The following is a 26,842-nucleotide window of genomic DNA, read 5'->3' on the forward strand; positions in this document are numbered from 1 at the left end:
GTGTAGGGGCGGGTTTACCCGCGAAGAATAGAGCTTGATAGGTCGGATCAGAACGCCGGAACCACAGCGCCTTTGTACTTCTCGATGATGAACTGCTTCACCTCAGGCGAGTGCAGTGCAGCCGCCAGTTTCTTCATGTCGTCCGAGTCCTTGTTGTCCGGGCGGGCAACCAGGATGTTCACGTAGGGCGAGTCGCTGCCCTCGATGGCCAGCGCGTCTTTTTCCGGGTTCAGCTTGGCTTCCAGCGCGTAGTTGGTGTTGATCAGGGCGGCATCTACCTGGGTCAGCACACGCGGGATGGTGGCGGCTTCCAGCTCACGGAACTTCACGTTTTTCGGGTTTTCGGCAACATCCTTCACGGTCGACAGGATGTTCTTGTTGTCCTTGAGCTTGATCACGCCAGCCTTGTCCAGCAGCAGCAAGGCGCGGCCGCCGTTGGTGGCGTCGTTGGGGATGACCACGGTGGCGCCGGAGGACAGCTCGTCCAGTTTCTTGATCTTGGTCGAATACACGCCCAGTGGCTCGATGTGCACGCCGGCCACGCTCACCAGGCTGGTGCCCTTGGCCTTGTTGAATTCATCCAGGTAAGGCTGGTGCTGGAAGAAGTTGGCGTCCAGGCGCTTTTCCGCCACCTGCACGTTCGGCTGGATGTAGTCGGTGAATTCCTTGACCTTCAGCTCTACGCCTTCTTTCGCCAGCTGTGGTTTGACGAAGTTGAGGATCTCGGCGTGCGGCACCGGGGTGGCGGCGACGGTAAGGGTATCGGCCTGGGCCGAGAAGGCCGCGACAGCGGCAGCGACAGCAAGCAGCTTCTTCATTGATCACTCCTTGTGAGGGCCGCGACGGCCCCCGAACGGGTCGGCCAGGCCGACCCCATTGGGGTTATTTACGGGAAAAATGCACGACCAGTTTGTCGCCCACGCTCTGCAGGACTTGAACCAGTACCAGCAGCAGTACCACGGTCACTACCATCACATCGGTCTGGAAACGCTGGTAACCGAAGCGGATAGCCAGGTCACCAAGGCCACCGGCACCCACCACACCGGCCATGGCAGTGTAAGAAACCAGGGTGATGGCGGTTACCGTTATGGCCGCGAAGATGCCCGGACGGGCTTCCGGCAGCAGCGCACTGGTGATGATCTGGCGGGTGGTGGCGCCCATCGACTGGGTGGCTTCGATGATGCCGCGGTCCACTTCACGCAAGGCGGTTTCAACCAGGCGCGCAAAGAACGGCGTGGCACCCACTACCAGCGGCGGGATGGCGCCTGCAACGCCCAGCGAGGTACCGGTGATCAGCACGGTGAACGGGATCATCACGATCAGCAAAATGATGAATGGCAGCGAGCGCAGGATGTTGACCACCAGCGACAGCAGCGCATAGACGCCCTTCTGTTCGAACATCTGCTTCGGCCCGCAGAGGAACAGCAGCACGCCCAGTGGCAGGCCCAGTAGCACGGTGAAGAACAGCGAGCCGAACAGCATGATCATGGTATCGACGGTGGCCAGCCAGATTTCGGCCCAGTCGACGTTGGCAAAGAAATTCAGGGCGTCCATCAACGCAGTACCTCCATATGTACGTCAGCTGCCTTGAAGCGGGCGAACGCCGCTTCCATGTCTCCGCCGATCAGGGCGAGAGTGAGCTGGCCATAGGGGACATCCTTGATGCGGTCGATACGCCCGGCGAGGATGCTGTAGTCCACACCGGTTTCGCGGGCCACGGTGCCCAGCAGCGGCGCGTAGGTGGCGTCGCCCTGGAAGGTCAGGCGTACGATGCGGCCTGGCACGTGGGCAAAGTCGTCGCGCTGCTCGCCTTCGTCGACCTGCTCGTCTTCCTGGACGAAGCGCTTGGTGGTGGGGTGCTGCGGGTGCAGAAACACCTCGGCCACCGAGCCTTGCTCGACGATCTGACCGGCGTCCATCACTGCCACGCGGTCGCAGACACGGCGGATCACGTCCATCTCGTGAGTGATCAGCACAATGGTCAGCTTCAGTTCACGGTTGATCTCGGCCAGCAGTTGCAGGACCGAGGCCGTGGTTTGCGGGTCGAGGGCACTGGTGGCCTCGTCGCATAGCAGGATCTTCGGGTTGGTGGACAGGGCGCGGGCGATGCCGACGCGCTGCTTCTGGCCGCCGGACAGCTGCGCCGGGTACTTTTTGGCGTGGTCCGACAGGCCAACGCGAGCCAGTAGCTCGGTGACGCGCTTGTCGATTTCGCTGCGCGACAGCTCACCGGCCAGGGCCAGTGGCAGGGCGACGTTGTCGGCGACGGTCTTGGAGGCCAGCAGGTTGAAGTGCTGGAAAATCATCCCGACCTGCTGGCGGAAGCCGCGCAACTGGCTGGCGTTGAACGCGGTGACGTCTTCGCCGTCGACGATGATCGTGCCGCCGGAAGGTTCTTCCAGGCGGTTGATCAGGCGCAGCATGGTGCTTTTGCCAGCGCCGGAATGGCCGATCAGGCCGAACACCTGGCCATCTTCGATGGTCAGGCTGGTCGGATTCAGTGCGGGGATTTCCCTACCGGCAACGCGGTAGGTTTTATGTACCTGTTGGAACTCGATCACGTAGCGAACCTTGTGGGGCGCATTGAAATTTGGGTCAGCGGTTAGCTGGGGTCGCGCATTTTAGCCTTTTCCCATAGCTGTTCTTAGCATTTATTTCGTCATGCACCAATCCATCGGGCATATCGCGACAACCGGTAATCCTGATTGAACGCTCGGCAACGCCCTCCAGTCACTACTTGGACAAGCCCTGAACGGGCACGCCTTAAGACTGATGAGGAGAGCCGATCATGCCCAGCAAGAAAACGGATGCGCCCAAGCACAGCGAGGCCGCCGGTACCCAGACCCCCGACAGGGCCAACACCAATGCCAAGCTGCAGAGCCTGGAGGCCGACCGCAGCGATGCGACCGGGCAGGCGCTGCGGACCAACCAAGGCGTGCGCATTGCTGACAACCAGAACTCCCTCAAGGCGGGTGATCGCGGACCTTCGCTGCTTGAAGACTTCATCATGCGCGAGAAAATCACCCACTTCGACCATGAGCGTATCCCCGAGCGCATCGTGCACGCCCGCGGTACCGGGGCACACGGGTTCTTCCAGAGCTATGGCAACCACGCCGAGCTGACCAAGGCCGGCTTCCTGCAAGATCCGGAAAAGATCACCCCGGTTTTTGTCCGCTTCTCGACGGTTCAGGGCCCACGCGGTTCTGGCGATACGGTGCGAGATGTGCGGGGCTTTGCCGTCAAGTTCTATACAGATGAAGGCAATTTCGACTTGGTCGGCAACAATATGCCGGTGTTTTTCATCCAGGATGCCATCAAGTTCCCCGATTTTGTCCACGCGGTGAAGCCAGAGCCACACAACGAGATACCGACCGGCGGTTCGGCTCATGACACCTTCTGGGATTTCGTCTCGCTGGTGCCGGAGTCGGCTCATATGGTCATGTGGGCCATGTCTGACCGCGCCATCCCGCGCAGCCTTCGAATGATGGAAGGCTTTGGCGTGCATACCTTCCGCCTGATCAATGCCGAGGGCGTGGCCAGCTTCGTCAAGTTTCATTGGAAACCACGTCAGGGCGTGCATTCCCTGCTGTGGGACGAAGCCCAGAAGCTGGCGGGCAAGGACACCGACTTCCAGCGCCGTGACCTATGGGAAGCCATCGAAACCGGTGACTACCCGGAATGGGAACTGGGCGTGCAGATTGTGCCTGAGGCAGACGAACACAAATTCGACTTCGACCTGTTGGACCCGACCAAGATAATCCCGGAGGAACTGGTACCCGTCACGCCGCTGGGCAAGATGGTGCTCAACCGCAACCCGGACAATTTCTTTGCCGAGGTCGAACAGGTGGCGTTCTGCCCGGGCCATATCGTACAGGGTATCGACTTTACCAACGACCCGCTGCTGCAGGGCCGGCTGTTCTCGTACACCGATACCCAGATCAGCCGCCTGGGTGGGCCGAACTTCCACCAGATCCCGATCAACCGGCCGGTAGCGCCGAACCACAACAACCAGCGTGATGCGCTGCACCAGCACGTCGTGCACAAGGGCCGGGCTTCCTACGAGCCCAACTCGATTGACGGCGGCTGGCCGAAGGAAACCCCGCCTGCGGCGCAAGACGGCGGCTTCGAGAGCTATCAGGAGCGTATCGATGCGCACAAGATTCGCCAGCGCAGTGAGTCGTTCGGCGATCACTTCTCGCAGGCTCGGCTGTTCTTCCATAGCATGAGTCCGACCGAGCAACAGCACATCATCAAGGCTTACAGCTTCGAATTGGGCAAAGTGGAGCGTGAACATATCCGCGCCCGGGAAGTGAATGAAATTCTCGCCAACATCGACCTGAAGCTGGCGGCGGCAGTTGCGGCCAACCTGGGCCTCCCTGCGCCGAAAGCGGGTACGGTGAAGGTGAAGGGTAGCCAGTTGGCGCAATCGCCTGCGCTGAGCCAGATGAACCACCCAGGTTCGGTGGGTATCAAGGGGCGCAAGATTGCTGTGCTGGTGGCCGATGGCGTGGACGCTGCCAGCGTGGACAAACTGGTCAAGGCCCTGGAAGCGCACAGTGCCCGGCCGATGCTGCTGGGGCCGACCTCGGCGCCGGTGAAGGCGGCGGATGGCAAGCAACTGCCAGTAGCGGCGTCGATGGAGGGGATGCCTTCGATCATGTTCGACGGGATTGTCGTGCCAGCGGGCAAGGCCTCTACGGATGCGCTGGCGGCTAGCGGATTGGCCAAGCACTTCGTACTGGAGGGTTACAAGCACTTGAAGGCGCTGGTGCTGACCAAGGAATTGGCGAAAGCGTTGGGGCTAAAGGAGGACAAGGGGCTGTTGCTCGGGGATGAGCAGAAGGCAGTGGATGCCTTTGTCAAAGCGGTAGAAGGCCACCGGGTGTGGGAGCGGGAGGCGGCGGCTGAAGCTGTTCCTGCCTGACAAGGCCTTTTCGCGGGTAAACCCCCTCCTGATGTAGGAGCGGGTTTACCCGCGAAGCGTTTACTGCTGATGCGGGACCAGCACCACCTGTGCCGGCAGCGAGCGCTGGATCTGATGCTTCTGCTTCAGCTCGAACCCACTGTCAATCTTGCGCACGCGCTTTTCCAGCAAAGTCTTCAGCCAAGGCGCATCCTCGGTGCGCGGTACCTGGAATACCACCTCACACTGGTAACTCACCACATCGGCGGCAATGTCGTCCAGTTGGCGGCGCAGCGCACGGCTGTCAGTGGTCTTCAAGGCCACCACGGTACTTGGCGCTGTCGGGTCGATGATGCGTGCCTCGGGCTTGGCTTCGGCGGCTTTCAGCGCCGCTTCAGCCTTTTCCAGCTCGGCCTTGCGAGCCTGGGTCACGGCATCCCCGCCAGTGACCGCTGGCGCCTGCGGCATCAGGGCCCGGGCACGGGCCAGCGCGGTAGCTGCCGCGTTCACATCGCCCTTCTGCAGGACGATCTGGCTACGTTGCAGGTAAGCTTCGGCCAGTTGGCGCTGGTATTGTTCCAGGCGTGCATCATCCGGCGACTGGGCCTGCAGAGCTGCAAGCTGGTCTTCGGCGGTAGCCAGCTCGTTGCTGGCGATGTTCTGTTGCAACTGCTGCCAGGCATCTGCTTGAGCAGGTGCGGTGGCCTGTTCGACCGGCGCATTGGAACAGGCAGCCAGGATCAGGGAAAACGCGGCAACAAGCAGATAACGGGAGGCGAACGGCTTCATTCCTGCGACTCTCTATTTGCGCAAAAAGCGAGCAAGTCTACACCCAGGTGCGCACGCTCGAAAATAGGCCTTACAGACCCTTTACGGGCCGAAGGTTGCAAGGCGTGCCTGCACACGCCTTGCTTTTCAGCGTTTTGGCAGGGCCAGGCTCAGCAAGAATAGCACTGCGGCGCAGACCACGATTGAGGGCCCGGCGGGGGTGTCCTTGAACCAGGACATGGCCAGGCCGCCGCACACCGCGGTGACACCCATCAGGCTGGCACCCAGGGCCATCTGCTCTGGTGAGCGGGCGTGGCGCTGTGCCGCAGCGGCAGGAATGATCAGCAGTGAGGTAATCAGCAACACGCCAACGATTTTCATGGCAACCGCAATTACCACTGCGATCAGCAGCATCAGCGCCAAGCGCAGGCCGGCCACGGGCAGGCCTTCAACCATGGCCAGTTCTTCGTGCACGGTAACCGCCAGCAGCGGCCGCCACAGCGCAGCGAGCAGCAGCAGGACCAGTGCGCTGCCACCGAGGATCCAGGCCAGGTCGGTGGTGCTGATGGCCAGCAGATCGCCGAACAGGTAAGCCATCAGGTCGATGCGCACATCGTGCATGAAGCTCAGCACCACCAGGCCCAGCGACAAGGTGCTGGGGGCCAGGATACCCAGGAGGGTGTCGGAGGCCAGCGGCTGGCGTTGCTGCAATGTCACCAGCAGAATCGCCAGCAACAGGCAGCCCACGGTTACCGCCAGTGCGGGGCTGACATCCAGGGCAAAGCCCAAGGCCACACCGAGCAGCGCGGCGTGAGACAGGGTGTCGCCAAAATAGGCCATGCGCCGCCATACCACGAAGGAGCCCAGTGGACCTGCAACCAGTGCCAGGGACAAGCCGGCAAGCAAGGCGTAGAGAAGAAAATCAGCCATGCTTGCAGTGCTCTCCGTGAACATGGGTGCCAGGGGCGACCACCGAGCCATGCAGGTCATGGCTGTGGTCGTGATGGTGGTGGTAGATGGCCAGGCTCGGTGCGGTCTTGCCGAACAGCTCGACGAACGCCGGGTCACCGCTGACTTGCTCAGGGTGGCCCGAGCAGCACACGTGGCGGTTCAGGCACACCACCTGGTCGGTGGCGCTCATGACCAGGTGCAGGTCGTGGGACACCATCAGCACGCCGCAGCCGTGGCGGTCGCGCAGGCGGGTGATGAGGTTGTAAAGCTCGGTCTGGCCGACCACGTCCACACCTTGTACCGGTTCGTCGAGCACCAGCAACTGGGGTTCGCGCAGCAAGGCGCGGGCCAGCAGCACACGTTGCATTTCGCCGCCGGAAATAGTCTGGATCGGGCTGTCGATGACCTGCTCGGCGCCCACTTCCTGCAGCGCCGACAAGGCTGCCGCGCGGTCTACGCCGGGCACCAGGCGCAGGAAGCGCAGCACCGACAGCGGCAGCGTGGCATCAACCTGAATCTTCTGCGGCATGTAGCCAATGCGCAGCTTGGGCTTGCGCCATACCTTGCCGCGATGTGGCTTGAGCAGGCCAAGTACGGCGCGCACCAGGGTCGTCTTGCCTGCCCCATTGGGGCCAATCAGGGTGACGATCTGGCCTGGGGCGACCGACAGGTCGATGCTGTCGAGCACCGCCTCGCCGCCAAAGGTGACGCCGACCTGATCCAGGCGAATCAGGGCGTCGCTCATGCCGCGCTCCGGCAGTTACCGCACAGGCCGACCACTTCCACGGTCTGGGTCTCGACCGTGAAACCCACGCCTTTGGCGCTGTTGATGATGGCCTCGCTGATGCTGCTCTGCTCGAGCTCGATGGCCACATGGCAGGCCCGACAGATCAGGAACTGGCCTTGGTGCACGTGCTCGGGGTGGCTGCAGCCGATGAAGGCGTTCAGCGATGCGATGCGATGTACCAGGCCGTTTTCCAGCAGGAAGTCCAGCGCACGGTACACCGTGGGCGGCGCGGCGCGGCGGCCGTCCTGCTCACTGAGCACAGCGAGGATGTCGTAGGCGCCCAGTGGCTTGTGGCTCTGCCACACCAGCTCCAGCACACGGCGGCGCAGGGCTGTCAGGCGCAGGCCCTGGCGGGTGCACAAGGCGTCGGCTTCAGCCAGTGCGCTGTGTACGCAATGGGAGTGGTCGTGAGGACGGTTGGCCAGCGGTGTGATGGACATGGGCAGCGACGGTTCTGGACAGAGACGTTATTATGTTACCTGTTTCTGAAGATTCGAGTATCCACCGTGTCCCGATTCCTGGCTCTGTTTGTCGCTTTCATCGCATTATCCGCGCAGGCCGACGTGCGTGTGCTCACCACTATCAAGCCCTTGCAGCAGATTGCCGCTGCCGTGCAGGAGGGTGTTGGCAGCCCTGACGTGCTGCTGCCGCCCGGCGCATCCCCCCACCACTATGCGCTGCGCCCCTCCGACGTGCGGCGGGTAGGCGATGCCGACCTGTTGTACTGGATCGGCCCGGACATGGAAAACTTCCTTGCGCGTGTGCTGGGAAGCCGTAGCAAGGCCACAGTGGCTGTGCAGTCGCTGCCGGGCATGAAGCTGCGCCACTTTGGCGAGGACAGCCATTCCCATGAGGAAGAAGACCATGACGATCATGACCACGATCACCGCCCAGGTAGCCTGGATGCGCATCTGTGGCTATCGTCGGTCAATGCGCGAGTGATCGCGGCAAAAATGGCAGCTGACCTGGCCCAGGTCGACCCGGCCAATGCGGCTCGCTATCAGAGCAACCTGAAGGCCTTCGATGAACGCCTGGATGCGTTGGATGGGCGTATCAAGGCGCGCGTGGCCGGTATTGCCGGCAAGCCGTACTTCGTCTTCCACGAAGCCTTCGACTATTTTGAAGCTGAATATGGCTTGAAGCACGCGGGCGTGTTCAGCGTGGCATCCGAGGTGCAACCTGGGGCGCAGCATGTGGCGGCCATGCGCAAGCGTCTTCAGGAAGTGGGCAAGACCTGCGTGTTCAGCGAGCCGCCACTTCGGCCGCGATTGGCCGAGACCCTGACTGCCGGGTTGCCGGTACGCCTTGCCGAGCTGGATGCCTTGGGTGGCACCGATCCGGTGGATGGCAAAGGGTATGAGCGCTTGCTGGAGAAGCTGGGCGGTGACCTGGCAGGCTGCCTGGAGCAGTTGTAAGCCTGTGCCGGCCCCTTCGCGGGCACGCCCGCGAAGAAGCAGACGCGGTCTACAGCGCGAACGGCAGGTGCAATGCCACCTGCTGGCGCTGCGCCAGACGCACTTCGAACTCGCTCGGATCGTGGATCATCACATCCATCCCGGCGAACGACTCGGCCGCAATCAGGCGCGACAGCCAGAAACGCACGCAGCCTACCCGCAACATTTCCGGCCACAGCTCGGCTTCGGCTGCAGTGAACGGCCGTAGCGCCGCATAAGCTGCCAGCAGCGCCTGGGCGCGTGGTACATCCACCGCGCCCTGCTCATCCAGGCACCAGTCGTTCACGGTGATGGCGATGTCATACAGCATCGGCCCGGAGCAGGCATTGTAGAAGTCGATCACACCGGTCAGGTGGGTGCCTTCGAACATCACGTTGTCGCGGAACAGGTCGGCATGCAGGTTGGCCCGCGGCAAGGCCAGGATCTGCGCCTTGTGTGCGCTGATTTCGTCCAGCGCTGGCTGCAGCAATGCGGCTTGCTCCGCAGTCAGGCGTGGCAGTAGCTCGGCACCCGAGGCCAGCATCCAGTCCAGGCCGCGGTCGGTGCGGCGCTCGATGATGTGCTCGCGGGTGGCCAGGTGAATGTGTGCCAGTAGTTCGCCGACCTGGGCGCAGTGCTGGTTGTTGGGTGCCTTGATGTGTTTGCCCGACAGCCTGGGCTGCAGCAATGCCGGCTTGCCGCACAGCTCGCGCAGGCCGTTGCCGTCGCGATCACGAATGGCATAGGGCACCGGCATGTCGGCACCGTGCAGGGTATCGAGCAGCTCGATGAAGAACGGCATGTCCTCGCTGGGCCCACGCTCGATCAGCGTCAGGACGAACTCCCCCTGTTCGAGGCTGACGAAGAAATTGCTGTTCTCGGTACCGGCGGCAATGCCCTGGAAGTCGAGCAGACGGCCCAGCTCGTACGGCGCCAGAAAGGTTTCCAGCTCAGGCCGGGTCACGGGGGTGAAGACTGACATGATGAAAAATTGCCCATACGGGCACTTCCGCCGGGAAGTGCCGGGTTGATGTGAACGGTGCGCGTCAGCTTACCACTCGAAGATCTTCCAGGACGGAATCAGCATGTCCGGCTGGTCGGATCGAATGAAATTGGCATCAGTGCCATCAGCGCGTACCAGAAAATAAGGCTTGCCGTTTTTCGGCGTGATCTTGATCGCATACAGGAAGCCGTTCTGCCGGTATTCCTGGATGGTTTTATCGCCTTCCGTGCGAATGGTCACCTCGGGATCGGCCGAGGGGGCGTCGTCCGCCGCCAGGGTGACGACAGGCATGGTTGCCAACAGGCCGAGCAGTAACAGGCGATTGAGTGTGCGCATGATAACCTAGTCCCTTTGTCGTCAATGATTCTGGCTATTCTAGCGCCGGACCCGTCGAAAAGGTTGATTCTGCTCATGAGCCAAGCGCCCCTCGTCCTGGTGGACGGTTCCTCCTACCTTTATCGCGCCTTCCACGCGCTGCCACCGCTGACCACGTCCAAGGGCATGCCGACCGGTGCGGTGAAGGGTGTGCTGAACATGCTCAAGAGCCTGCGCAAGCAATATCCCGACAGCCTGTTCGCCGTGGTGTTCGACGCCAAGGGCGGCACTTTCCGCGATGCCATGTTCGCTGAGTACAAGGCCAACCGCCCCAGCATGCCGGATGACCTGCGGGTACAGATCGAGCCGCTGCACGCCAGCGTCAAGGCGCTGGGCTACCCGCTGCTGTGCGTGGAGGGTGTCGAGGCTGACGACGTGATCGGCACCCTGGCGCGCAGCAGTGCCGCCCTGGGTCGCCCGGTGATCATCTCGACCGGTGACAAGGACATGGCGCAACTGGTGGACGGGCACATTACCTTGGTCAACACCATGACCGGAAGCGTGCTGGACGTGGCTGGCGTGCACGAGAAATTCGGCGTCGGCCCGGAACACATTATCGACTTCCTGGCCCTGATGGGTGACAAGGTCGACAACATCCCCGGCGTGCCGGGCGTGGGCGAAAAAACGGCGGTGGGGCTGTTGACCGGCATCGGCGGCGGTCTCAGCGACCTTTACGCCAACCTGGACAAAGTGCCAGCGCTGGCCATTCGCGGCGCCAAGACCTTGCCGGCCAAGCTGGAGGAGCACCGCGACGCGGCATTCCTGTCCTACGAACTGGCCACCATCAAGGTTGACGTGCCGCTGGATGTGGAGGTCGAGGCGCTGGTGTGCGGTGAACCTGACCGCGAGGCGCTGCTGGCGTTGTACACCGAGATGGAGTTCAAGAGCTGGGTCGCCGAATTGCAGCGCGATGCGGCCAAGGCCGGTGACGATGTTGCCCCGGCCGTGGAGCCTGCGGTCAAGGTCGAGGCCAAATACGAAACCATTCTCGACCAGGCCCGTTTCGACGCCTGGCTGGAGAAGCTGCGCCAGGCACCGCTGTTTGCCTTCGACACCGAGACCACCGGCCTGGACGCCCAGCAGGCGCAGTTGGTCGGCCTGTCCTTCGCAGTCGAGCCGCATGAAGCGGCCTATGTGCCGCTGGCCCACGATTACGAAGGCGCGCCGGTCCAGCTGGACCGCGAGGCCGTGCTGCTGGCGCTGAAACCACTGCTGGAGGACCCGGCCAAGGCCAAGGTCGGGCAGAACGCCAAGTACGACATCAACATCCTCGCCAATGGCTCCCCCGCCATCGAGATGCGCGGTGTGGCCTACGACACCATGCTCGAGTCGTACGTGCTGAACTCCACCGCCACCCGTCATGACATGGACAGCCTGGCGCAGAAGTACCTCGACCACACCACGATCGCCTTCGAGGACATCGCCGGCAAGGGTGCCAAGCAGCTTACCTTCAACCAGATCAACCTGGACAAGGCCGGCCCCTACGCCGCCGAGGACGCCGACATCACCCTGCGCCTGCACCATGCATTGCAGGCCCGCCTGGCACAGACGCCGAGCGTGCAACCGGTGCTGATGGATATCGAGATGCCGCTGGTGCCGGTGCTGGCCAGGATCGAGCGCCAGGGTGCACTGGTCGATGCCGAGCTGTTGAAAGTACAGAGCGGTGAGCTGGGCGTGAAGATGGCTGAGCTGGAGCTGCGTGCCTACGAGCTCGCCGGTGAGACGTTCAACCTCGGCTCGCCCAAGCAGCTGGGCACGATCCTTTACGACAAGCTGGGCATGCCGGTGTTGAGCAAGACCGCCAAGGGCCAGCCATCCACCGCCGAAGCAGTGCTCGACGAACTGGCCTTGCAAGGCTACCCGCTGCCAGAGGTGCTGATGCAGTACCGCAGCCTGAGCAAGCTCAAGAGCACCTACACCGACAAGTTACCGGGGCAGATCAACCCGCGCACCGGGCGTATCCACACGTCCTACCAGCAGGCCGTGGCGGCCACCGGCCGGTTGTCGTCGAGCGACCCGAACTTGCAGAACATCCCGATCCGCACCGCTGAAGGGCGGCGTATCCGCCAGGCGTTCATCGCCAGTCCGGGTTACAAGCTTCTGGCGGCGGACTATTCACAGATCGAGCTGCGTATCATGGCCCACCTGGCCAAGGACGAAGGCTTGCTGCATGCCTTCCGCAATGACCTGGACGTGCACCGCGCCACAGCAGCCGAAGTGTTCGGTGTGGCCCTGGAAGACGTGACCACCGACCAGCGCCGCAGCGCCAAGGCCATCAACTTCGGCCTGATCTACGGCATGAGCGCCTTTGGCCTGGCCAAGCAGATCGGCGTCGACCGCAAGCAGTCACAGGACTATATCGACCGCTACTTTGCCCGCTACCCAGGCGTGCTGGCCTACATGGAGCGCACCCGCGCCCAGGCGGCCGAGCAAGGCTTTGTCGAAACCCTGTTTGGCCGCCGCCTGTACTTGCCAGACATCAATGCCAAGAACCCTGCCCTGCGCAAGGGCGCCGAGCGCACGGCGATCAACGCCCCGATGCAGGGTACTGCTGCCGACATCATCAAGCGGGCCATGGTCAAGGTAGATAACTGGTTGAGCGAGAGCGGGCTGGATGCCCGGGTGATCCTGCAGGTGCACGACGAACTGGTGCTTGAAGTACGCGAGGACCTGGTGCAGCAGGTGAAAGATGAAATTCGCCAGCACATGAGCCAGGCCGCGCAGCTGGATGTGCCGCTGCTTGTCGAAGCAGGCGTTGGTGCGAATTGGGACGAAGCTCACTGATTGAGCAGGTAAAACTGTGTAGGATCTGCGACGTAGTGACGCGGATCCGTGCACCGCTCAGTGCCGGGGGTGCTTAAGTTTCATGAAACTATCGCAAATAGTTTTATGGGCTTCGGAACTAAACCGGTGAAGCGGAACTCAGAGTAACTGAATGGCTGGTGAAGCCCTTCGATGCTCCTATGTTGTGTTAAGTGTTGGCAGATATCTGGACCCCGCCCTAGCGGTCCGGACTTGGACCCCGAACTTCCCCCTCCCCATACGAAGTCCGGGGTTTTTTTTGCCCGGAATTTGCCGGGAGCGGGTTTTCTCGCGAATGCGATGTCGAATACACCGCCGCATTCGCGGGTAAACCCGGGTCAGGCGCAAACCACTAAACGACCGGCTTGTCTTCCAGTTCCATCCAGTCCGCCAGCACACGGTAGGCGTCTTCCACGCCCAGGCGCTTGGGTGCCGAGAACAGCTGGATGGTCACGCCATCCCCCCAGCCCTTGCGGATTTCCGACTGCACTTTCAGCAATGTGTTCTTGCCGGCGCCGTGGGTCAGCTTGTCGGCCTTGGTCAGCAGGATGTGCATCGGCATGCTGCTGGCCTTGGCCCAGTCGAGCATCATCTTGTCGAAGTCGGTCATCGGGTGACGCACGTCCATCATCAGGATCACGCCACGCAGGCACTCACGGCTGCCCAGGTAGGCTTCCAGGTGTTTCTGCCAGTGCTGCTTGAGCGGAATCGGGACTTTTGCATAACCATAGCCCGGCAGGTCGACCAAACGCCGTTCATCGTCCAGACTGAAGAAATTCAACAGCTGGGTGCGCCCGGGAGTCTTCGAGGTACGCGCCAGGCTGGCATGGGTCAGGGTATTGAGGGCGCTGGATTTGCCGGCGTTGGAACGGCCGGCAAAAGCCACCTCGTAACCCTGGTCGTCCGGGCATTGTTCGACCTTGGCTGCGCTGAGGGCGAATTTGGCTTTCTGGCAGAGGCCGAGGATGGGGTTCTTGACTTGCATGGGATATCCGATGTGGGTGTTGCCTGACTTTGTAGAGCCAAGCCTGGCAAGCGGTGTCGTTTCCGTTTGGATGGCGGAAGTATATAATGCCCCAGTTTTTGTGTGCTCATTCTCCCAGCGAAGGAGAACGGGCATGGGGTGTCGAACAATAGCTCGCGCAACAGAACGCAGCGCGGCCCCCAACCCTGAAGGTCGTTCCGCATGGCGAAATGGCTGCTTGCTGTCGGTATGTTCCTGCCGTTTTTCAGCGCACAGGCTACACAGGATCCCGAGGTGTTGTACAACCGCACGTGTGCGGCCTGTCACACCGGGCAGTTGCCACAGGCACCCAGACGGGGTGACCGGGCAGCATGGGAGCCAAGGCTGGCGCAAGGCATGGATGTACTGGTGAAGCACGTGACCCAGGGTTTCAAGGCTATGCCGCCGCGTGGATTGTGCATGGACTGCAGTGCCGAGGACTACCGTTTGGTCATCCTTTGGATGAGCGGCAGTCCCGATACATAACATTTCACCCTTAGCCGTGTTGGATTAGCTGATGAACAAACTAGTCGTGAGTCTGCTGTTGACCTTGGGTGTCGCTGGTGCGGCCACTGCTGCGCAACCTATCAAAGGCGATGCCGCCGCTGGCCAGGCCAAGACCGCCGTGTGTGGCGCCTGCCACAATCCCGACGGCAACAGCCTGGCACCGAACTTCCCGAAACTGGCCGGCCAAGGCCAGCGCTATCTCGAAAAACAACTTCACGATATCAAGTCGGGCAAGCGTACCGTGCTGGAAATGACCGGCATGCTGGCCGCATTCAGCGACCAGGATCTGGCCGATATCGCCGCCTACTTCTCCAGCCAAAAAGGCAGCGTGGGGGCCGCCGATCCCAAGCTGGTCGAGCGCGGCCGCGCGTTGTTCAATGGCGGCGACCTGGAAAAGGGCATGCCGGCCTGCACTGGCTGCCACTCGCCCAACGGCGCGGGCATCGCCCTGGCCGGCTTCCCGCACCTGGGCGGGCAACACTCGCAGTACGTGGCCAAGCAGCTCACTGACTTCCGCGAAGGCAACCGCACCAACGATGGCGATGCCATGACCATGCGCACCATCGCTGGCAAGCTGAGCAACCATGACATCGAAGCGTTGGCCAGCTACATCCAGGGCCTGCATTAACTTTCGGTTAATGTTGTAGGTCAATGATGAAAGGGCGGCCGGGCTGCCCTTTTTTCCGTCCGCAGCCGTTACACTACAGAACTCGAGCCCTTCCCGGCCTGTCTCAGTGCAGGTCGCGTCGTGGCGACCCATGACTGCTCAGGAGTAAAGCATGCGTAAACTGATTCTCAGCGCTGCGCTGGTCGCCGCCAGCGTATTCGGTATGACTGCCGTTCAGGCTGCCGAGCCTGTCGCCGGCAAGGAATACATCGAGCTGAGCAACCCTGTTCCGGTTTCCGTGCCTGGCAAGATCGAAGTCGTCGAGCTGTTCTGGTACGGCTGCCCACACTGCTACCACTTCGAGCCGACCATCAACCCTTGGGCTGAAAAGCTGCCGAAGGACGTCAACTTCAAGCGCGTACCGGCCATGTTCGGTGGCCCGTGGGATGCACACGGCCAGATGTTCCTGACCCTCGAAGCCATGGGCGTCGAGCACAAGGTTCATGCTGCGGTGTTCGATGCCATCCAGAACCAGCACAAGCGTCTGACCGATAAGAACGAGATGGCCGACTTCCTCGCCACTCAAGGTGTGGACAAGGACAAGTTCCTCGCCACCTTCGACTCGTTCGCCATCAAGGGCCAGGTCAAACAGGCCAAGGAATTGGCGAAGAAGTATGAGATCACCGGCGTACCGAGCCTGGTCGTCAACGGCAAGTACCGCTTCGACCTGGGGACTGCCGGCGGACCGGAAGGCGTGCTGAATGTCGCCGACCAGCTGATCGACAAGGAGCGCGCTGCCAAGTAGGCGGCGTCACCCATGCCCCGCTTCAGAGCTACGCGTGGCATTGGCCTGCACGAGCCGCAGGTCAACGAGCATCACCTGCAGGCCCCGGGCCTGCCCGAGGATGGCCGTCTGCGGCTGCTCAGTTTCAACATCCAGGTGGGCATCAGCACCGAGCGCTACCGCCATTACCTGACGCGTAGCTGGCAGCACCTGCTGCCGCATAACGGGCGTGCCGGTAACCTGCAGAAGATCGGCAGGCTGCTGGGCGACTTCGACCTGGTGGCCCTGCAGGAAGCCGATGGTGGCAGCCTGCGCTCGGGCTACGTCAACCAGGTCGAACACCTGGCCCACTTGGGGGCCTTCCCCTACTGGTACCAGCAGCTCAACCGCAACCTTGGGCGTTTTGCCCAGCACAGCAACGGTGTGCTCAGCCGCCTGAAGCCGCAACTGCTCGAAGACCATCCGTTGCCTGGCCCGGCCGGGCGTGGCGCGATTCTGGTGCGGTTTGGCGAAGGCGAAGATGCGCTGATAGTGGTGATGATGCACCTGGCATTGGGGGCCAAGACCCGGGCCCTGCAGCTGGGTTATATCCGCGAGCTGATAGGCGGTTACCGTCACCAGGTGCTGATGGGTGACATGAACACCCATGCCACTGACCTGCTGGAGCATTCGCCGCTACGCGATTTGGGCCTGGTCGCCCCACAAGTCGAGGCCACCTTCCCCAGCTGGCGACCGCAGCGTTGCCTCGATCATATTCTGCTCAGTTCAAGCCTCACGCTGGAGCGTGTCGAGGTGCTGGCGCAGCCAATTTCGGACCACCTTCCCGTTGCTGTCGAGATTCGATTGCCTGATGCATTGACTGTGGATACGCTGCCGGTTTTGAGCTAATTGCCATCACCGTTTGCGGACCCGGGCATGACTGAAGACGCTGAGCGCTGGAAAGAAAAATACCTTAAAAGCATCGAGCAGCAAGAAAAGCTCGAGCGCCGTTGGGATGCCCGTCTTGACCTGTTGCGCCGAGGCCTGGTGCGCAGCACCCTGGCTGCTGAAGGCAGTGACAAGGTGGTAGACGAGTGCATGAAGGAAATGCGCGATGTCATTCGCAGCGACAACATGGACGCCGGCCTCGCTGGCTTGATTCCGCGCCTTGAGAAAGCGGTACTGGATTCCGAACAGCGTCGCGAAACCCGCATGAACCAGGTCAGCGATGCGCTGACCGCACTGGTTGGCCAACTGCAAGGCCTGCCCCTGCCCAGCGATATCTCGCGGCCATTGAAAAAACTGGCGAAGAAGCTCGAGGGCGGGGTTGCCCAGTCACGCGAGCTGCCGCCGCTGTTGGGCGAGTTGAGCGGCTTGCAGGGGCGCGCGCTGTCGGCCCTTGGCAAGCCGAGTGAAGAAGCCCGACCCGGTTTTCTGCAGCGGTTGTTTGGAAGCCGCGAGGAAGATGCACAGGCAGGAGCAGAGCTTGCGCCGGTAGCGTTACCTGCTGCCGAGGTTGTACCCCAGGCAGCCGGCAGTGCCGAGCCCTCGCGGCACGATGACGTCGATGCGCTACAACCGTTGCCGGCCCCTGCTGTTCCGACTGCCGAGGTGGCCGAAGCGCCCGAGCTTGAGCTGGAGGCATTTGGCCCGGCGCTGATCGAAACGGCCGAAATGCCGCCAGCCCCGTTGCCAAGGGACAAGACGCCATTGCCGGAAGCTGAAGTTTCCGCCAGCGAGTCGTTGGCTGAGGCAGAACCCTTACAAGCCCTTGAAGAAACCTTTGGTGAAGACGGCCCCTATGCCCTGCCCTACGCAGTGGAGCCGCCTTACAGCCAGGTTGCCGCGCACATCGAGCAGACCCTGATCGGTCTGCTCGATGACCTCAGCCTGCCCGAGCGACACAAGGCTCAGGCGCAGGAAATGCGCGAGCGGGTTGCTCGCGGCTTGAACTGGTATGAACTGATCCCGGTGCTGGATGACTTGGCAGTACTCATGCTGGCGATCACCGACAGCGGGCAGCACGAATTCGAAACCTACCTGCAGCAGCTCAATGAACGCCTGGAAGGTTTCCAGAGCCACCTGCACGAGGCCAGCGCCGGCCACGCGGACAATAGCACCGCTGCCCGCGAGCTGGATAGCCAACTGCGTGAGCACGTCGACGGCCTGCAGAGCAGCGTGCAAGGTGCCGCCGATGTAGACAGCCTCAAGCACATTCTGGAAAACCGCCTGGAAGGCTTGCTGGTGACGATGGACGAGCACAAGCACGAGCGTGATCGCCGCGAGCAGGAACTGGCCGGTCGCCTGCAAGGCTTGTCGGAGCGGGTGGCGAGCATGGAGCATGAGGCGCTTGGCTATCGCGAGCACCTGGAAGAACAGCGCCAGAAAGCCCTGCTGGACCCGCTCACCGGCCTGCCCAACCGTGCGGCCTGGAGCGAGCGAGTCGAACGCGAAATGCTTGACTGGCAGGAAAACGGCGGCCATCTGGCGATGGCGATTCTTGATCTGGACCATTTCAAACGCATCAACGACAACTATGGTCATCTGGCTGGGGACAAGGTCCTCAAGATCGTGGCCGACCAGTTGCGCAAGCGTCTGCGGGGCCGTGATTTCATCGCCCGTTTTGGCGGCGAGGAATTCGTCATGCTGCTGCCGCAGACTACGCCCGCAGTCGCTGCGCAAGTGGCCGAGGTGTTGCGTGCCACAGTCGAAGCCTGCCCATTCCACTTCAAGGGAGAACGGGTGGTGATCACCACCTCCATCGGCCTGGGTGCATTCCGTTCTGGCGAACGCAGCGACCAGGTGCTCAAAAGGGCCGATGCAGCGCTGTACCGGGCAAAGGAGCTGGGGCGTAATCGCGTCGAGCATGGTTAGCCAGCCGCTGTCCGGCAGGCACAGCGCAGGTGAGCACGTTATACTGTAGCGCTCATACGCTGAGGCCACTGACGTGCTTTCCACGCTTAAAAAAACCCTGATTTCCTTTTTGCTATTGTCTGTCGCCGGTTGCTCGACGGGCCTGCGCATCGACCGCAGTCACCCTTCGGCCAATCAGGACAACCGCATCCAGTTCGTTGTCCTGCATTACACCAATGCTTCGCTGGAGCGCTCGCTGGCGCTGCTTACCCATGGTGAAGTCAGCAGCCATTACCTGATCGGCGATGGCCCGGCTACGGTGTATCAGCTGGTAGATGAAAACCGTCGCGCCTGGCATGCCGGTGAGAGCCAGTGGCAGGGGCGCACCTGGCTGAACTCCTCGTCCATTGGTATCGAGATCGTCAACCCGGGCTTCACCGACACCCCGAACGGCCGGGTCTGGCACCCTTACAGCGAGGCGCAGGTCCAGGCGCTGATCGCGCTGCTCAAGGACATTGTCAAACGCAACAACATCGAACCACGCCATATCATCGGCCATAGTGACATCGCCCCGCTGCGCAAGCTGGACCCGGGGCCATTGTTCCCGTGGAAGCGCCTGGCCGACGCCGGGCTGGGTATCTGGCCGGATGCCAACGCGGTGGCACGGCAGCAAGCCTACTTCAGCGTCAACCCGCCAAGCGTTGGCTGGTACCAGCAGGAGCTGGCACGGTTTGGCTATCAGATCGAGCAGACCGGCGTGCTGGATGTCGCCACACGTCATGTGGTCGCCGCCTTCCAGATGCGCTTCCGCCCGCAGCGCTTCGACGGTATGCCGGATGCGCAGACAGCAGCGATGCTGCAGGTACTTAACCGCATGCGTTGAGTCACGGCGGGCGGGGTCCTTGTTGCAAAGCCTTGCGCTGCGAAGAGGCGAGTTGGGTCGACGCAGTTGTATCGACTTAACGGTCGCATCGCAGCCACAAGGCTGTTTCTACAAAGCGCGTGGGTGGATTGCAGCGAAGCGCCAAACGGTGAGGGTGATTATTGATTCCGTTGCTATACCTTGGTTATCAACTGGATGCCTTCGATGTCAGCCTTCATCGCCTTGCTGCGCCAAATTTTTTACCGTCCCTGGATGCTGGCCACTTTGGCAGCGCTGGCCAGCGCCGCGGTGTTGCTCTCTGCCAGCATCGGCATTGCCCTGCAACAAATGAAACAAAGCGAAAGCGAACAGATGAATGCCCAGGGCGAGCGTTTTCTGGAACGGCTCGAACAGGTGTTCGGCCAACTGCGCGAAGGGGTCGATCTGCTGCAGGCCCAACCCTTGCGCGGCTGCAGCCCGGCAATGTTGGCAGCCTTGCAGCAGGTTGGCCTGAACTCGCGGTTCATCTATGAAGCGGCTTATGTAGATGGCAATGTTGCCTGCTCCAACCGCGGTGATGAGCGAGCGTTCGTTCCCTTGCGGGCGCCAGATATCCAGGGGCCGACGTACAGCTACTGGCTTAACACCACCACCGAGCCGAACGAGAACCTGGCAGCACTGATGCTGGGTCGGGGCAAGTTTCTGGTTTCCACCTCCCGTGGGCATTTGACCGATGTGGTGGACCTGCCCCCAGGTGGCAGCCTGGTGGTGGTGCTGGACAACGGCGCCCGGGCCATTCCGGTGCTCGGCCCGCCACAGGTATGGCCACCACCCTCGGCCTGGTCGACCAGCCACAAGTCTCTGTTGGAACTCAGTGATCGGCTGATCTACCGAATGCCGACCAAGTCGCCGGATTACCAGTTGGTGCTGATTGCCCCGAGGGCCAGTCTGCCGTTGAAGATGAACGGCATGCTCTGGTTGCTGTTCCCCGGTAGCGTGCTGGCGGCCTGCTGCATCGGTTGGTTGGTACTGCAGTTGATTCTGCAACGACGGTCGATGAGTTCAGAGTTGCAGAATGCCTTGCGTCGTGGAGAGCTGCAGGTGCTCTACCAGCCAATCATCGAGCTCGACAGCCGGCGCTGTGTGGGCGCCGAGGCCTTGGTGCGCTGGCGCCGCCCGGACGGCACCCTGACCAGCCCGGACCTTTTCATTCCGCTGGCGGAGAATACCGGGCAGATTCGCCAGATCACCGACTTTGTCCTGCAGCGTGTGCTTGAACAGCTCGGACAGCTACTGCGCTCGCACCCCAAGCTATACATATCGATAAACCTGGCGGCCTGCGATGTGATGGTGCCACGTATTGGCCGGGTGGCGGCGCGCTTGTTGGCCTTGCATCGAGTGGCGCCCAGCCAGATTGCCTTCGAGGTGACCGAGCGCGGCCTGATCGACGTGGTGGTCGCCCGTGACAATCTGCAGGCGCTACGTGCCGTGGGGCACCAGGTGCTGATCGACGACTTTGGTACCGGTTATTGCAGCCTGGCCTACCTGCAAACCCTGCCAGTGGACTGCCTGAAAATCGACAAGGCATTCATCGACGCTCTGGGCCACGATGCCGCCAGTAGCGGTGTGGCCCCGCATATCATCCGCATGGCCCATGACTTGCACCTGCGGGTAATTGCCGAAGGAATCGAGTTCGAGGACCAGGCGGTGCTGCTGAACAGCGAGGGGGTCAATTATGGCCAGGGCTGGTTGTTTGCCCGGCCGCTGAACGCCCGGCAGTTTGCCGAGTTGGTGACTCGTGGGCACCTGCCGCGGCGGGTGTAGGCGCGTCGAAGCGATCAGACCGGCAACGCCATGTAGAACTGGGTCCCCTGCCCCGGCCGCGAAAACACGCCCATGCGCCCGCCGTGCAGCTGCACAATTTCCTTGCACAGCGCGAGCCCCAGCCCAGCGCCGCCTTTCTTGCGACCTACCTGCACGAAAGGCTCGAAGATGCGCGCTTGTTGCCCATAGGAAATGCCCTCTCCGTTGTCCTCGACGCTGATGATCACCCGTTCTGCATGCCGTCTGGCATGCAGGCGGATGCGCCCGCCGTTGGCGGTATGGCGGATGGCGTTGTGCAGCAGGTTGTCCAGCACTCGGTCCAACTGGGCGACGTCGGCCTGGATACGCGGTAGCGGCGGGTCCAGTTCCTTGATCAACTCGATCTGCTTGTGCGCGGCCTGTTCGGCAAAGCGCGATTGCGCGTGGTCCAGCAGGTCGTCGATGGCACAGGGGGCCAGCTCGAGCTTTTGCAAACCGCTCTGATAACGGGAGAAGTTGAGCAGGTCGTTGATCAGTTGGGTAAGACGCTGCATTTCTTCGCCGATGGTTTCCAGCAGGTCGTTCTCGCGGGCTTCGGGCGGGAACTTGACCCGCTCGCGCAGCAGGCCGAAGGCCATGTGCATGCCGGTCACCGGGGTACGCAGTTCGTGGGAGGCGCGCAGCACGAATTCGCTGCGCACCCGCTCGAAGGCCCTTTGCTCGGTCACATCGTGCAGCACCATCACCGCGCCGAGGATTGGTCCCTGCGGGTGGCTGACCGGGGTCAGGCTGTAGGTGAGCAGACGTGATTCTTCATCGACCTCCATGTTCAGGTCGTCCGGTGGGCGGTCGAGGCTGCCCCCGCGCAGAACCTGGCGCAGTTGTTGCTCAAGCTCGGGGCGCTGCAGGGCTTCGACCAGGCTGCTGCCCAAGCGGCTGTCGTTCCAGCCCAGCTGGCGCTGCGCCACCGGGTTGAGGTGCTCGAGGCGGCCCTGACGGTCGATGATCAGCAGGCCGTCGTCGATGCTGTCGAGTACCGCCTGTAAACGCTGCTGGCCGGCCAGCAGCTCGTCGACGTTGGTGGCCTGGTGCTTGCGCAAGGCATCGGCCATCAGACCAAAACGGCGGGTCAGCTGGTTGAGCTCGGCGGCCTGGGTGACCGGCAAGGTCACATCGAAATTGCCCTTGCCCAACTGGTCGGCCGCCTTGGCCAAGGCTTCGATCGGCTGGCCGAAACGCCGGGCGATGTTGTGCGCGGTGATAAAGCCCAGTACCAACACCACCAACCCCATCAGGCCGAGTACACCACTGACCAGCAATGCGCGGTCACGGGTGCGTTCCTCGCTACGGGTAATCAGGTCCAATGCCTGCTTGTGGGAATCGATGAGGTCGGTGCGCACCTGATTGAACGCGGCCCCAAGAGGCTGATCGACACCCATGCTGCGAGCGGGTGTGGCGCTGTCGCGATAGGTCTGGAGGAAGGCCTGGTAATTGCTGCTCGCCTTGCTGAAACCGGTGCGCTCACCGCCTTGTTCCAGCCCTTGGTTGAGCAGGTCCTGGAAGTTGTCCTGCAGCAGCCGCAGGCTTTCTGGGGCGGTGTCTTCATCGAGAATCAGCATCAGCTGTTCGCCCAGGTTCTGGCGCAACTTCAGCCCCACTTCCAGGGCATGGGTGGTATCGCGCACCAGTCGCTGTTGCACTGTAGCCATCTGCAGCATGCTGACCAGACCCAGCAGCAGCCCCAGCAACGCCACGGTGACGAGCGTCGAGATGCTGAGGAAAAGCCGCGTACGCAGCTTCATGGGCGGCCATTTCATAGGTTGTACTGCTTGCGCTTGCGGTACAGGGTAGAAGCATCGATGCCCAAGGTCTTGGCGGCTTGGTCGAGGGTATCGCTGGCGGCCAGTACGGCACCGATATGGGCACGCTCCAGCTCATCCAGGCTAAGTGCGGCACCTACGCGCGGGGCACTGCCGGCGGGTTGTTCACCCATGCCCAGGTGGCTGATCTCCACGCGTTCCTGCGGGCAGATGATGCTGGCCCGTTCCACTACGTTGCGCAGTTCACGAATGTTGCCAGGCCAGCGGTAGTTGAGCAGGGCGGTTCGCGCCTCGTCACTGAAACCGCGGGCGGGCCGGGAGTATTCCTTGACGAAACGGGCGAGGAAGCGGTCGGCCAGGATGAGGATGTCTTCACTGCGCTCGCGCAGCGGGGGCAGGTGCAGGGTAATCACGTTCAAGCGATACAGCAGGTCTTCGCGAAAGCGGCTTTCGCGCACCATCTCTTCAAGGTTGAGGTTGGTGGCAGCCAGGATACGTACATCGGCACGCCGGGTAACCGGGTCGCCGACGCGTTCGTATTCCTTGTCCTGGATGAAACGCAACAGTTTGGGCTGCAAGGTCAGCGGGAAATCGCCGATCTCGTCGAGGAATAGCGTGCCCCCGTCAGCCTGGCTGACCCGCCCGAGGGTGCTTTCGCTGGCGCCGGTGAAGGCGCCGCGGGTATGACCGAATAGCTCGCTTTCCATCAGCTCGGCGTTAAGCGACGGGCAGTTGATGGTCACGCAGGCTTTGCGTGCACGCTTGCTCCAACCATGGATGGCCCGTGCCAGCTCGCCCTTGCCGGTACCCGATTCGCCAAGGATGAGGATGTTGGCGTCAGTGATGGCGACTTGGCGGGCGGTTTCAAGCACCGCCATCATGGCCGGGCTATGGGAGTCGAGGCCGTCCTTGGGTTTGCGTATTTCACCTTCCAGCGCTTCCAGGCGTGCAGAAAGCTGGCGCACCTCCAATTGCTTGGCAGTGGCCAGGCGCAACTGGTCGGGGCTGCATGGCTTGACCAAGTAGTCTGCAGCGCCGGCCTGGATTGCGTCTACTGCAGTGTCGATCGCCGAGTGCGCGGTGACGATCACCACCCGCATCCACGGGGCCTGGATACGCATCTGTGCCAGCACGTCGAGGCCGTTGTCTTCACCCAGGCGCAAATCGAGGAAGCATAGGTCGAACACCTGGCGTTGCAGTAGGGTTTCTGCCTGGGCGGCGCTGTTCGCCGTGGCCACGCTGTAGCCCTCGTCTTCCAGGCAGTAGCGGAACGTGCGCAGGATCGCGGACTCGTCATCCACCAGCAGAATTCGGCCTTGGTTGTCCTGGGCTGATTCCATTTCCTGTGCTCCTTAGGGAAAGATCTTTATTTAGTGTGGGAAAAATCGGGCAAGTTGCATGGTCAATTCTGAAGGATTCTGTCCTTTGCATGCTAGCCAGTGGCCAAACGATGTCTACAAGCCGTGATTCTTCAATGATTTGCTTAGAGGCACGCGCTGGCACATTGGTTGCGATGATTTTCAGATTTTGCCCACGAAGGAGGCGCTGTCATGCCCTTTTCCCTGCGTACAGCCGTTTTGGCCGCCACCCTGCTGCCAATCTTTACCCCGGCATTCGCCGACCCTGTGCAGGACGCGCGCCTGGAAGGCGCCCTGCAAACCGCCTTGTCACTGAACCGCATGCTTGATTCATTTCGCATCAAGGTTGAAGTGGACGGCAAGCAGGCGCGGCTTTCCGGTGAGGTGGAGAACGAGGTCGAGCGGCAGCTGGCCGAGGACGTGGCCCGTGCTACCCGGGGCATCGAACAGGTAGAGAACCTGCTGCAGCTCAATGCCCAACTGGTGGAGCGTCCGCAGGAGCTGCGTGCCTACGCCCAGCGCCTGGAGGACGTGACCCTGGCGGCGGTGATCCGTGCTCGGCTGTTGTGGAGCCGTACCACCGAAAAGGCACCTATAGAAGTACAGAGCAGCGAGGGTGTGGTGACGTTGCGTGGCAAGGTCGACAGTGCCGAAGCCAAGGAGCTGGCGGGCGTGGTAGCGCGTACCACCGACGGCGTGTACCTGGTCAACAACCTGGTCAGCCTCGATACCGCCGCCATGGCCAAGGCGCGGGAAACACCGGCGGGCGCGCCAATCGGGCCGCAGCCAAGCGACAGCTGGATCATCGACAAGATCCAGAGCAGTTATCGCTTCAGCCGCAACCTCGATGGCCTGAACCTGAAGGTGGCCAGCGAAGCAGGCATGGTGCGGCTCTCGGGCGAGGTGGTCAGCGCGGAGCAGAAAACCATCGCCGTGGAGATCGCCCGGCAAATCATCGGCGTACGGGGCGTGGATGCTGACCTGCTGAAAGTCGCGACCAAGGTGGAAGGCTGATCGTGCAATTCGCACGACCACACAGGCGTCATCGTGCAGGATACGTCCTCACAGTGTTTTTTAATAATCACTAAATAGTTGATTTATAAGGATTTTATTTAAATCAAAAGGCTGGCATGCAGGCTGCAATTACCTGTTCAGGTTTGAACAAAAAATACAGCAGGAGGAGCCAGCATGAACCGCCAATCCGTCAACCGCTCGCAGAGCGCTGCACTGCCTTTGCGCCAGATGCTGACACTCGGCATGGCGATGCTGCTGACCTTGGCCGCTGGCCTCTTCTATTACAGCTTGCAGACGGCGCGTCTGGCTGAGCAGGTGGCGGCTCAGACTGCCCTGTTGACGCAAATTCAGGCAACTCGTGCCAACACCTTGGTCAAGGCCGCTGACTGGCAGCCCGCTGGCCAGGCCATTGTCTCACCGGCCACTGTGGAAAAAGTTGTTCCCCAGGAGCGCTGGGTTTTCTGACCAGGCGGCCGGATCGATTCCGCAAAAAGAAAGGAGAACTACCATGCTGAGTTGGGCTATCACTTTCCTCATCATCGCCATTGTCGCCGCTGTATTGGGCTTCGGTGGTATCGCGGGCGCTGCTACAGGTATCGCCAAGATCCTGTTCATTGTCTTCCTGGTGTTGTTTGTAGCCTCCTTCTTCTTTGGACGCGGACGAGGTTGAAGATGAGCAGGAAGCTTCGTTCAGCCGTGGTCGCCGCCCTGCTGCTGGGCGGCAGCGCGGCGGCCATGGCGGCCAATGACGGCCAGGTTCGGGTCGACCAACTGCTCGGCTCGGACCCGGAGTACCGGGAAACCTGGCAGGACACCCTCGAAGGCGAGGAACGCCTGCCCGATTGGGTGGTCAATCTGACCGGCAGTTCTCAGCAGCAGATGTCTGCCGTTACTGAGGACGGCGACAAGTACCTGGTCGGCCCGCTGTGCGAAAAACAGGACAATTGCACCTACAAGCGGCTGATCGTGGCGTTCAGCTGGGACAAGGATGATGCCTACGGGATGCTCGTCGAGGTGCCCGAAGGTTTGCCGAGCGACAAGTCGCCCACCCGTCATGCGCAGTACCGCTGGCTGGGCGAACCTGACGACGGCATGAAGGCAATGCTGCAGGAGCAGCTCAAGCGTGACCCGAACTGGTACTGAGCATTTGTTGCCGGTACGGATGAAAGGTCACTCACTGTCACGTAATAGAAGCTGAAGCTTTCTATAGTTCAGCCTTCTATGATGCGC

At 61.8% G+C, this 26,842-nt stretch carries 26 protein-coding genes; 14 read left to right on the forward strand and 12 right to left on the reverse strand.

The window, feature by feature from the left end:
* Positions 1 to 47: 47 nt before the first annotated feature.
* The 3 genes from LU682_RS00345 to LU682_RS00355 form a co-directional block, all read right to left on the reverse strand.
* Positions 48 to 818: a MetQ/NlpA family ABC transporter substrate-binding protein gene (locus LU682_RS00345; RefSeq protein ID WP_010951512.1), complete on the reverse strand. Its 771-nt coding sequence runs from the start codon at positions 816 to 818 to the stop codon at positions 48 to 50.
* A gap of 64 nt (positions 819 to 882) precedes the next feature.
* The gene (locus LU682_RS00350; RefSeq protein ID WP_010951513.1) at positions 883 to 1,554 is read right to left on the reverse strand and encodes a methionine ABC transporter permease; all 672 of its coding nucleotides are present in this window, start codon (positions 1,552 to 1,554) and stop codon (positions 883 to 885) included.
* Positions 1,554 to 2,561, reverse strand: a complete 1,008-nt coding sequence (locus LU682_RS00355) for a methionine ABC transporter ATP-binding protein (RefSeq protein WP_003253013.1) — start codon at positions 2,559 to 2,561, stop codon at positions 1,554 to 1,556. The genes LU682_RS00350 and LU682_RS00355 overlap by 1 nt, the downstream gene beginning before the upstream one ends.
* Before the next feature lie 227 nt (positions 2,562 to 2,788).
* Between LU682_RS00355 and katE the strand changes: the two genes are divergently transcribed.
* Positions 2,789 to 4,924 (forward strand): catalase HPII, encoded by a 2,136-nt coding sequence (katE, locus tag LU682_RS00360; protein WP_010951514.1) that lies wholly within the window; start codon positions 2,789 to 2,791, stop codon positions 4,922 to 4,924.
* Between the two features lie 60 nt (positions 4,925 to 4,984).
* Here katE and LU682_RS00365 read toward each other — a convergent pair whose 3' ends face one another.
* The 4 genes from LU682_RS00365 to zur form a co-directional block, all read right to left on the reverse strand.
* Complete coding sequence (locus LU682_RS00365; protein WP_010951515.1) at positions 4,985 to 5,692, reverse strand: PA5502 family lipoprotein; 708 nt, start codon at positions 5,690 to 5,692, stop codon at positions 4,985 to 4,987.
* 126 nt (positions 5,693 to 5,818) lie between these two features.
* Entirely contained in the window at positions 5,819 to 6,601 is a 783-nt protein-coding gene (gene znuB / locus LU682_RS00370; protein WP_010951516.1) for a zinc ABC transporter permease subunit ZnuB, read from the reverse strand.
* Complete coding sequence (gene znuC / locus LU682_RS00375; RefSeq protein ID WP_010951517.1) at positions 6,594 to 7,367, reverse strand: zinc ABC transporter ATP-binding protein ZnuC; 774 nt, start codon at positions 7,365 to 7,367, stop codon at positions 6,594 to 6,596. The genes znuB and znuC overlap by 8 nt, the downstream gene beginning before the upstream one ends.
* Positions 7,364 to 7,849: a zinc uptake transcriptional repressor Zur gene (gene zur / locus LU682_RS00380; protein ID WP_003253002.1), complete on the reverse strand. Its 486-nt coding sequence runs from the start codon at positions 7,847 to 7,849 to the stop codon at positions 7,364 to 7,366. The genes znuC and zur overlap by 4 nt, the downstream gene beginning before the upstream one ends.
* A gap of 66 nt (positions 7,850 to 7,915) precedes the next feature.
* Between zur and LU682_RS00385 the strand changes: the two genes are divergently transcribed.
* Positions 7,916 to 8,824, forward strand: a complete 909-nt coding sequence (locus tag LU682_RS00385) for a zinc ABC transporter substrate-binding protein (RefSeq protein WP_010951519.1) — start codon at positions 7,916 to 7,918, stop codon at positions 8,822 to 8,824.
* 49 nt (positions 8,825 to 8,873) lie between these two features.
* Here LU682_RS00385 and LU682_RS00390 read toward each other — a convergent pair whose 3' ends face one another.
* Positions 8,874 to 9,824, reverse strand: coding sequence for a homoserine kinase (locus tag LU682_RS00390; protein ID WP_003252998.1), 951 nt, complete (start codon positions 9,822 to 9,824; stop codon positions 8,874 to 8,876).
* Between the two features lie 69 nt (positions 9,825 to 9,893).
* The gene (locus tag LU682_RS00395; protein WP_010951520.1) at positions 9,894 to 10,181 is read right to left on the reverse strand and encodes a DUF2782 domain-containing protein; all 288 of its coding nucleotides are present in this window, start codon (positions 10,179 to 10,181) and stop codon (positions 9,894 to 9,896) included.
* A 75-nt stretch (positions 10,182 to 10,256) separates the two neighbouring features.
* On the opposite strand from LU682_RS00395, the gene polA reads away from it, so the two are divergent.
* Positions 10,257 to 13,004: a DNA polymerase I gene (polA, locus tag LU682_RS00400; RefSeq protein ID WP_010951521.1), complete on the forward strand. Its 2,748-nt coding sequence runs from the start codon at positions 10,257 to 10,259 to the stop codon at positions 13,002 to 13,004.
* A 370-nt stretch (positions 13,005 to 13,374) separates the two neighbouring features.
* On the opposite strand, the gene yihA is transcribed toward polA, so the two are convergent.
* Positions 13,375 to 14,007 carry a ribosome biogenesis GTP-binding protein YihA/YsxC gene (gene yihA / locus LU682_RS00405; protein WP_010951522.1) on the reverse strand — a complete coding sequence of 211 codons (633 nt, stop codon included), beginning with the start codon at positions 14,005 to 14,007 and terminating at the stop codon, positions 13,375 to 13,377.
* Positions 14,008 to 14,208: 201 nt separating this feature from the next.
* Here yihA and LU682_RS00410 point away from each other — a divergent pair, with 201 nt between their 5' ends.
* The 7 genes from LU682_RS00410 to LU682_RS00440 all read left to right on the forward strand — a co-directional run bounded on the left by LU682_RS00410 (position 14,209) and on the right by LU682_RS00440 (position 21,441).
* Positions 14,209 to 14,511, forward strand: a complete 303-nt coding sequence (locus LU682_RS00410; RefSeq protein WP_003252992.1) for a c-type cytochrome — start codon at positions 14,209 to 14,211, stop codon at positions 14,509 to 14,511.
* Between the two features lie 31 nt (positions 14,512 to 14,542).
* Positions 14,543 to 15,160: a c-type cytochrome gene (locus LU682_RS00415; RefSeq protein WP_003252989.1), complete on the forward strand. Its 618-nt coding sequence runs from the start codon at positions 14,543 to 14,545 to the stop codon at positions 15,158 to 15,160.
* 151 nt (positions 15,161 to 15,311) lie between these two features.
* Positions 15,312 to 15,944 carry a thiol:disulfide interchange protein DsbA gene (gene dsbA, locus LU682_RS00420; protein ID WP_010951523.1) on the forward strand — a complete coding sequence of 211 codons (633 nt, stop codon included), beginning with the start codon at positions 15,312 to 15,314 and terminating at the stop codon, positions 15,942 to 15,944.
* A 12-nt stretch (positions 15,945 to 15,956) separates the two neighbouring features.
* Entirely contained in the window at positions 15,957 to 16,811 is an 855-nt protein-coding gene (locus tag LU682_RS00425) for an endonuclease/exonuclease/phosphatase family protein (RefSeq protein ID WP_003252985.1), read from the forward strand.
* 27 nt (positions 16,812 to 16,838) lie between these two features.
* Entirely contained in the window at positions 16,839 to 18,776 is a 1,938-nt protein-coding gene (locus LU682_RS00430; protein ID WP_010951524.1) for a GGDEF domain-containing protein, read from the forward strand.
* 73 nt (positions 18,777 to 18,849) lie between these two features.
* Positions 18,850 to 19,638, forward strand: coding sequence for an N-acetylmuramoyl-L-alanine amidase (locus LU682_RS00435; protein WP_010951525.1), 789 nt, complete (start codon positions 18,850 to 18,852; stop codon positions 19,636 to 19,638).
* Positions 19,639 to 19,842: 204 nt separating this feature from the next.
* Positions 19,843 to 21,441 (forward strand): EAL domain-containing protein, encoded by a 1,599-nt coding sequence (locus LU682_RS00440; protein ID WP_019437393.1) that lies wholly within the window; start codon positions 19,843 to 19,845, stop codon positions 21,439 to 21,441.
* Between the two features lie 14 nt (positions 21,442 to 21,455).
* Here the strand turns inward: LU682_RS00440 and LU682_RS00445 are convergent, their stop codons facing one another.
* Both LU682_RS00445 and algB read right to left on the reverse strand, forming a co-directional pair.
* Positions 21,456 to 23,237 carry a KinB sensor domain-containing domain gene (locus LU682_RS00445; protein WP_010951527.1) on the reverse strand — a complete coding sequence of 594 codons (1,782 nt, stop codon included), beginning with the start codon at positions 23,235 to 23,237 and terminating at the stop codon, positions 21,456 to 21,458.
* Positions 23,234 to 24,580: a sigma-54-dependent response regulator transcription factor AlgB gene (gene algB, locus LU682_RS00450; RefSeq protein ID WP_010951528.1), complete on the reverse strand. Its 1,347-nt coding sequence runs from the start codon at positions 24,578 to 24,580 to the stop codon at positions 23,234 to 23,236. The genes LU682_RS00445 and algB overlap by 4 nt, the downstream gene beginning before the upstream one ends.
* 210 nt (positions 24,581 to 24,790) lie before the next feature.
* Here algB and LU682_RS00455 point away from each other — a divergent pair, with 210 nt between their 5' ends.
* From LU682_RS00455 to LU682_RS00470, 4 genes are all read left to right on the forward strand, one after another.
* Positions 24,791 to 25,612 (forward strand): BON domain-containing protein, encoded by an 822-nt coding sequence (locus LU682_RS00455; protein ID WP_010951529.1) that lies wholly within the window; start codon positions 24,791 to 24,793, stop codon positions 25,610 to 25,612.
* Between the two features lie 174 nt (positions 25,613 to 25,786).
* Positions 25,787 to 26,077, forward strand: a complete 291-nt coding sequence (locus tag LU682_RS00460) for a hypothetical protein (protein ID WP_049588414.1) — start codon at positions 25,787 to 25,789, stop codon at positions 26,075 to 26,077.
* A gap of 43 nt (positions 26,078 to 26,120) precedes the next feature.
* Positions 26,121 to 26,282 (forward strand): DUF1328 domain-containing protein, encoded by a 162-nt coding sequence (locus LU682_RS00465; RefSeq protein WP_003252966.1) that lies wholly within the window; start codon positions 26,121 to 26,123, stop codon positions 26,280 to 26,282.
* Between the two features lie 2 nt (positions 26,283 to 26,284).
* Entirely contained in the window at positions 26,285 to 26,755 is a 471-nt protein-coding gene (locus tag LU682_RS00470) for an inhibitor of vertebrate lysozyme family protein (protein WP_010951530.1), read from the forward strand.
* Positions 26,756 to 26,842 lie beyond the last annotated feature (87 nt).

The sequence above is a fragment of the Pseudomonas alloputida genome, from assembly GCF_021283545.2.
Lineage (GTDB): Bacteria > Pseudomonadota > Gammaproteobacteria > Pseudomonadales > Pseudomonadaceae > Aquipseudomonas > Aquipseudomonas alloputida.

Excerpts from the sequence above, each read along its gene's own strand:
- LU682_RS00345 (WP_010951512.1), bottom strand. The coding sequence starts at position 818 with ATGAAGAAGCTGCTTGCTGTCGCTGCCGCTGTCGCGGCCTTCTCGGCC.
- LU682_RS00350 (WP_010951513.1), bottom strand. The coding sequence starts at position 1,554 with ATGGACGCCCTGAATTTCTTTGCCAACGTCGACTGGGCCGAAATCTGG.
- katE (WP_010951514.1), top strand. The coding sequence starts at position 2,789 with ATGCCCAGCAAGAAAACGGATGCGCCCAAGCACAGCGAGGCCGCCGGT.
- LU682_RS00365 (WP_010951515.1), bottom strand. The coding sequence starts at position 5,692 with ATGAAGCCGTTCGCCTCCCGTTATCTGCTTGTTGCCGCGTTTTCCCTG.
- znuB (WP_010951516.1), bottom strand. The coding sequence starts at position 6,601 with ATGGCTGATTTTCTTCTCTACGCCTTGCTTGCCGGCTTGTCCCTGGCA.
- znuC (WP_010951517.1), bottom strand. The coding sequence starts at position 7,367 with ATGAGCGACGCCCTGATTCGCCTGGATCAGGTCGGCGTCACCTTTGGC.
- zur (WP_003253002.1), bottom strand. The coding sequence starts at position 7,849 with ATGTCCATCACACCGCTGGCCAACCGTCCTCACGACCACTCCCATTGC.
- LU682_RS00390 (WP_003252998.1), bottom strand. The coding sequence starts at position 9,824 with ATGTCAGTCTTCACCCCCGTGACCCGGCCTGAGCTGGAAACCTTTCTG.
- LU682_RS00395 (WP_010951520.1), bottom strand. The coding sequence starts at position 10,181 with ATGCGCACACTCAATCGCCTGTTACTGCTCGGCCTGTTGGCAACCATG.
- polA (WP_010951521.1), top strand. The coding sequence starts at position 10,257 with ATGAGCCAAGCGCCCCTCGTCCTGGTGGACGGTTCCTCCTACCTTTAT.
- yihA (WP_010951522.1), bottom strand. The coding sequence starts at position 14,007 with ATGCAAGTCAAGAACCCCATCCTCGGCCTCTGCCAGAAAGCCAAATTC.
- LU682_RS00410 (WP_003252992.1), top strand. The coding sequence starts at position 14,209 with ATGGCGAAATGGCTGCTTGCTGTCGGTATGTTCCTGCCGTTTTTCAGC.
- LU682_RS00415 (WP_003252989.1), top strand. The coding sequence starts at position 14,543 with ATGAACAAACTAGTCGTGAGTCTGCTGTTGACCTTGGGTGTCGCTGGT.
- dsbA (WP_010951523.1), top strand. The coding sequence starts at position 15,312 with ATGCGTAAACTGATTCTCAGCGCTGCGCTGGTCGCCGCCAGCGTATTC.
- LU682_RS00425 (WP_003252985.1), top strand. The coding sequence starts at position 15,957 with ATGCCCCGCTTCAGAGCTACGCGTGGCATTGGCCTGCACGAGCCGCAG.
- LU682_RS00430 (WP_010951524.1), top strand. The coding sequence starts at position 16,839 with ATGACTGAAGACGCTGAGCGCTGGAAAGAAAAATACCTTAAAAGCATC.
- LU682_RS00440 (WP_019437393.1), top strand. The coding sequence starts at position 19,843 with ATGTCAGCCTTCATCGCCTTGCTGCGCCAAATTTTTTACCGTCCCTGG.
- LU682_RS00445 (WP_010951527.1), bottom strand. The coding sequence starts at position 23,237 with ATGAAATGGCCGCCCATGAAGCTGCGTACGCGGCTTTTCCTCAGCATC.
- algB (WP_010951528.1), bottom strand. The coding sequence starts at position 24,580 with ATGGAATCAGCCCAGGACAACCAAGGCCGAATTCTGCTGGTGGATGAC.
- LU682_RS00455 (WP_010951529.1), top strand. The coding sequence starts at position 24,791 with ATGCCCTTTTCCCTGCGTACAGCCGTTTTGGCCGCCACCCTGCTGCCA.
- LU682_RS00460 (WP_049588414.1), top strand. The coding sequence starts at position 25,787 with ATGAACCGCCAATCCGTCAACCGCTCGCAGAGCGCTGCACTGCCTTTG.
- LU682_RS00465 (WP_003252966.1), top strand. The coding sequence starts at position 26,121 with ATGCTGAGTTGGGCTATCACTTTCCTCATCATCGCCATTGTCGCCGCT.
- LU682_RS00470 (WP_010951530.1), top strand. The coding sequence starts at position 26,285 with ATGAGCAGGAAGCTTCGTTCAGCCGTGGTCGCCGCCCTGCTGCTGGGC.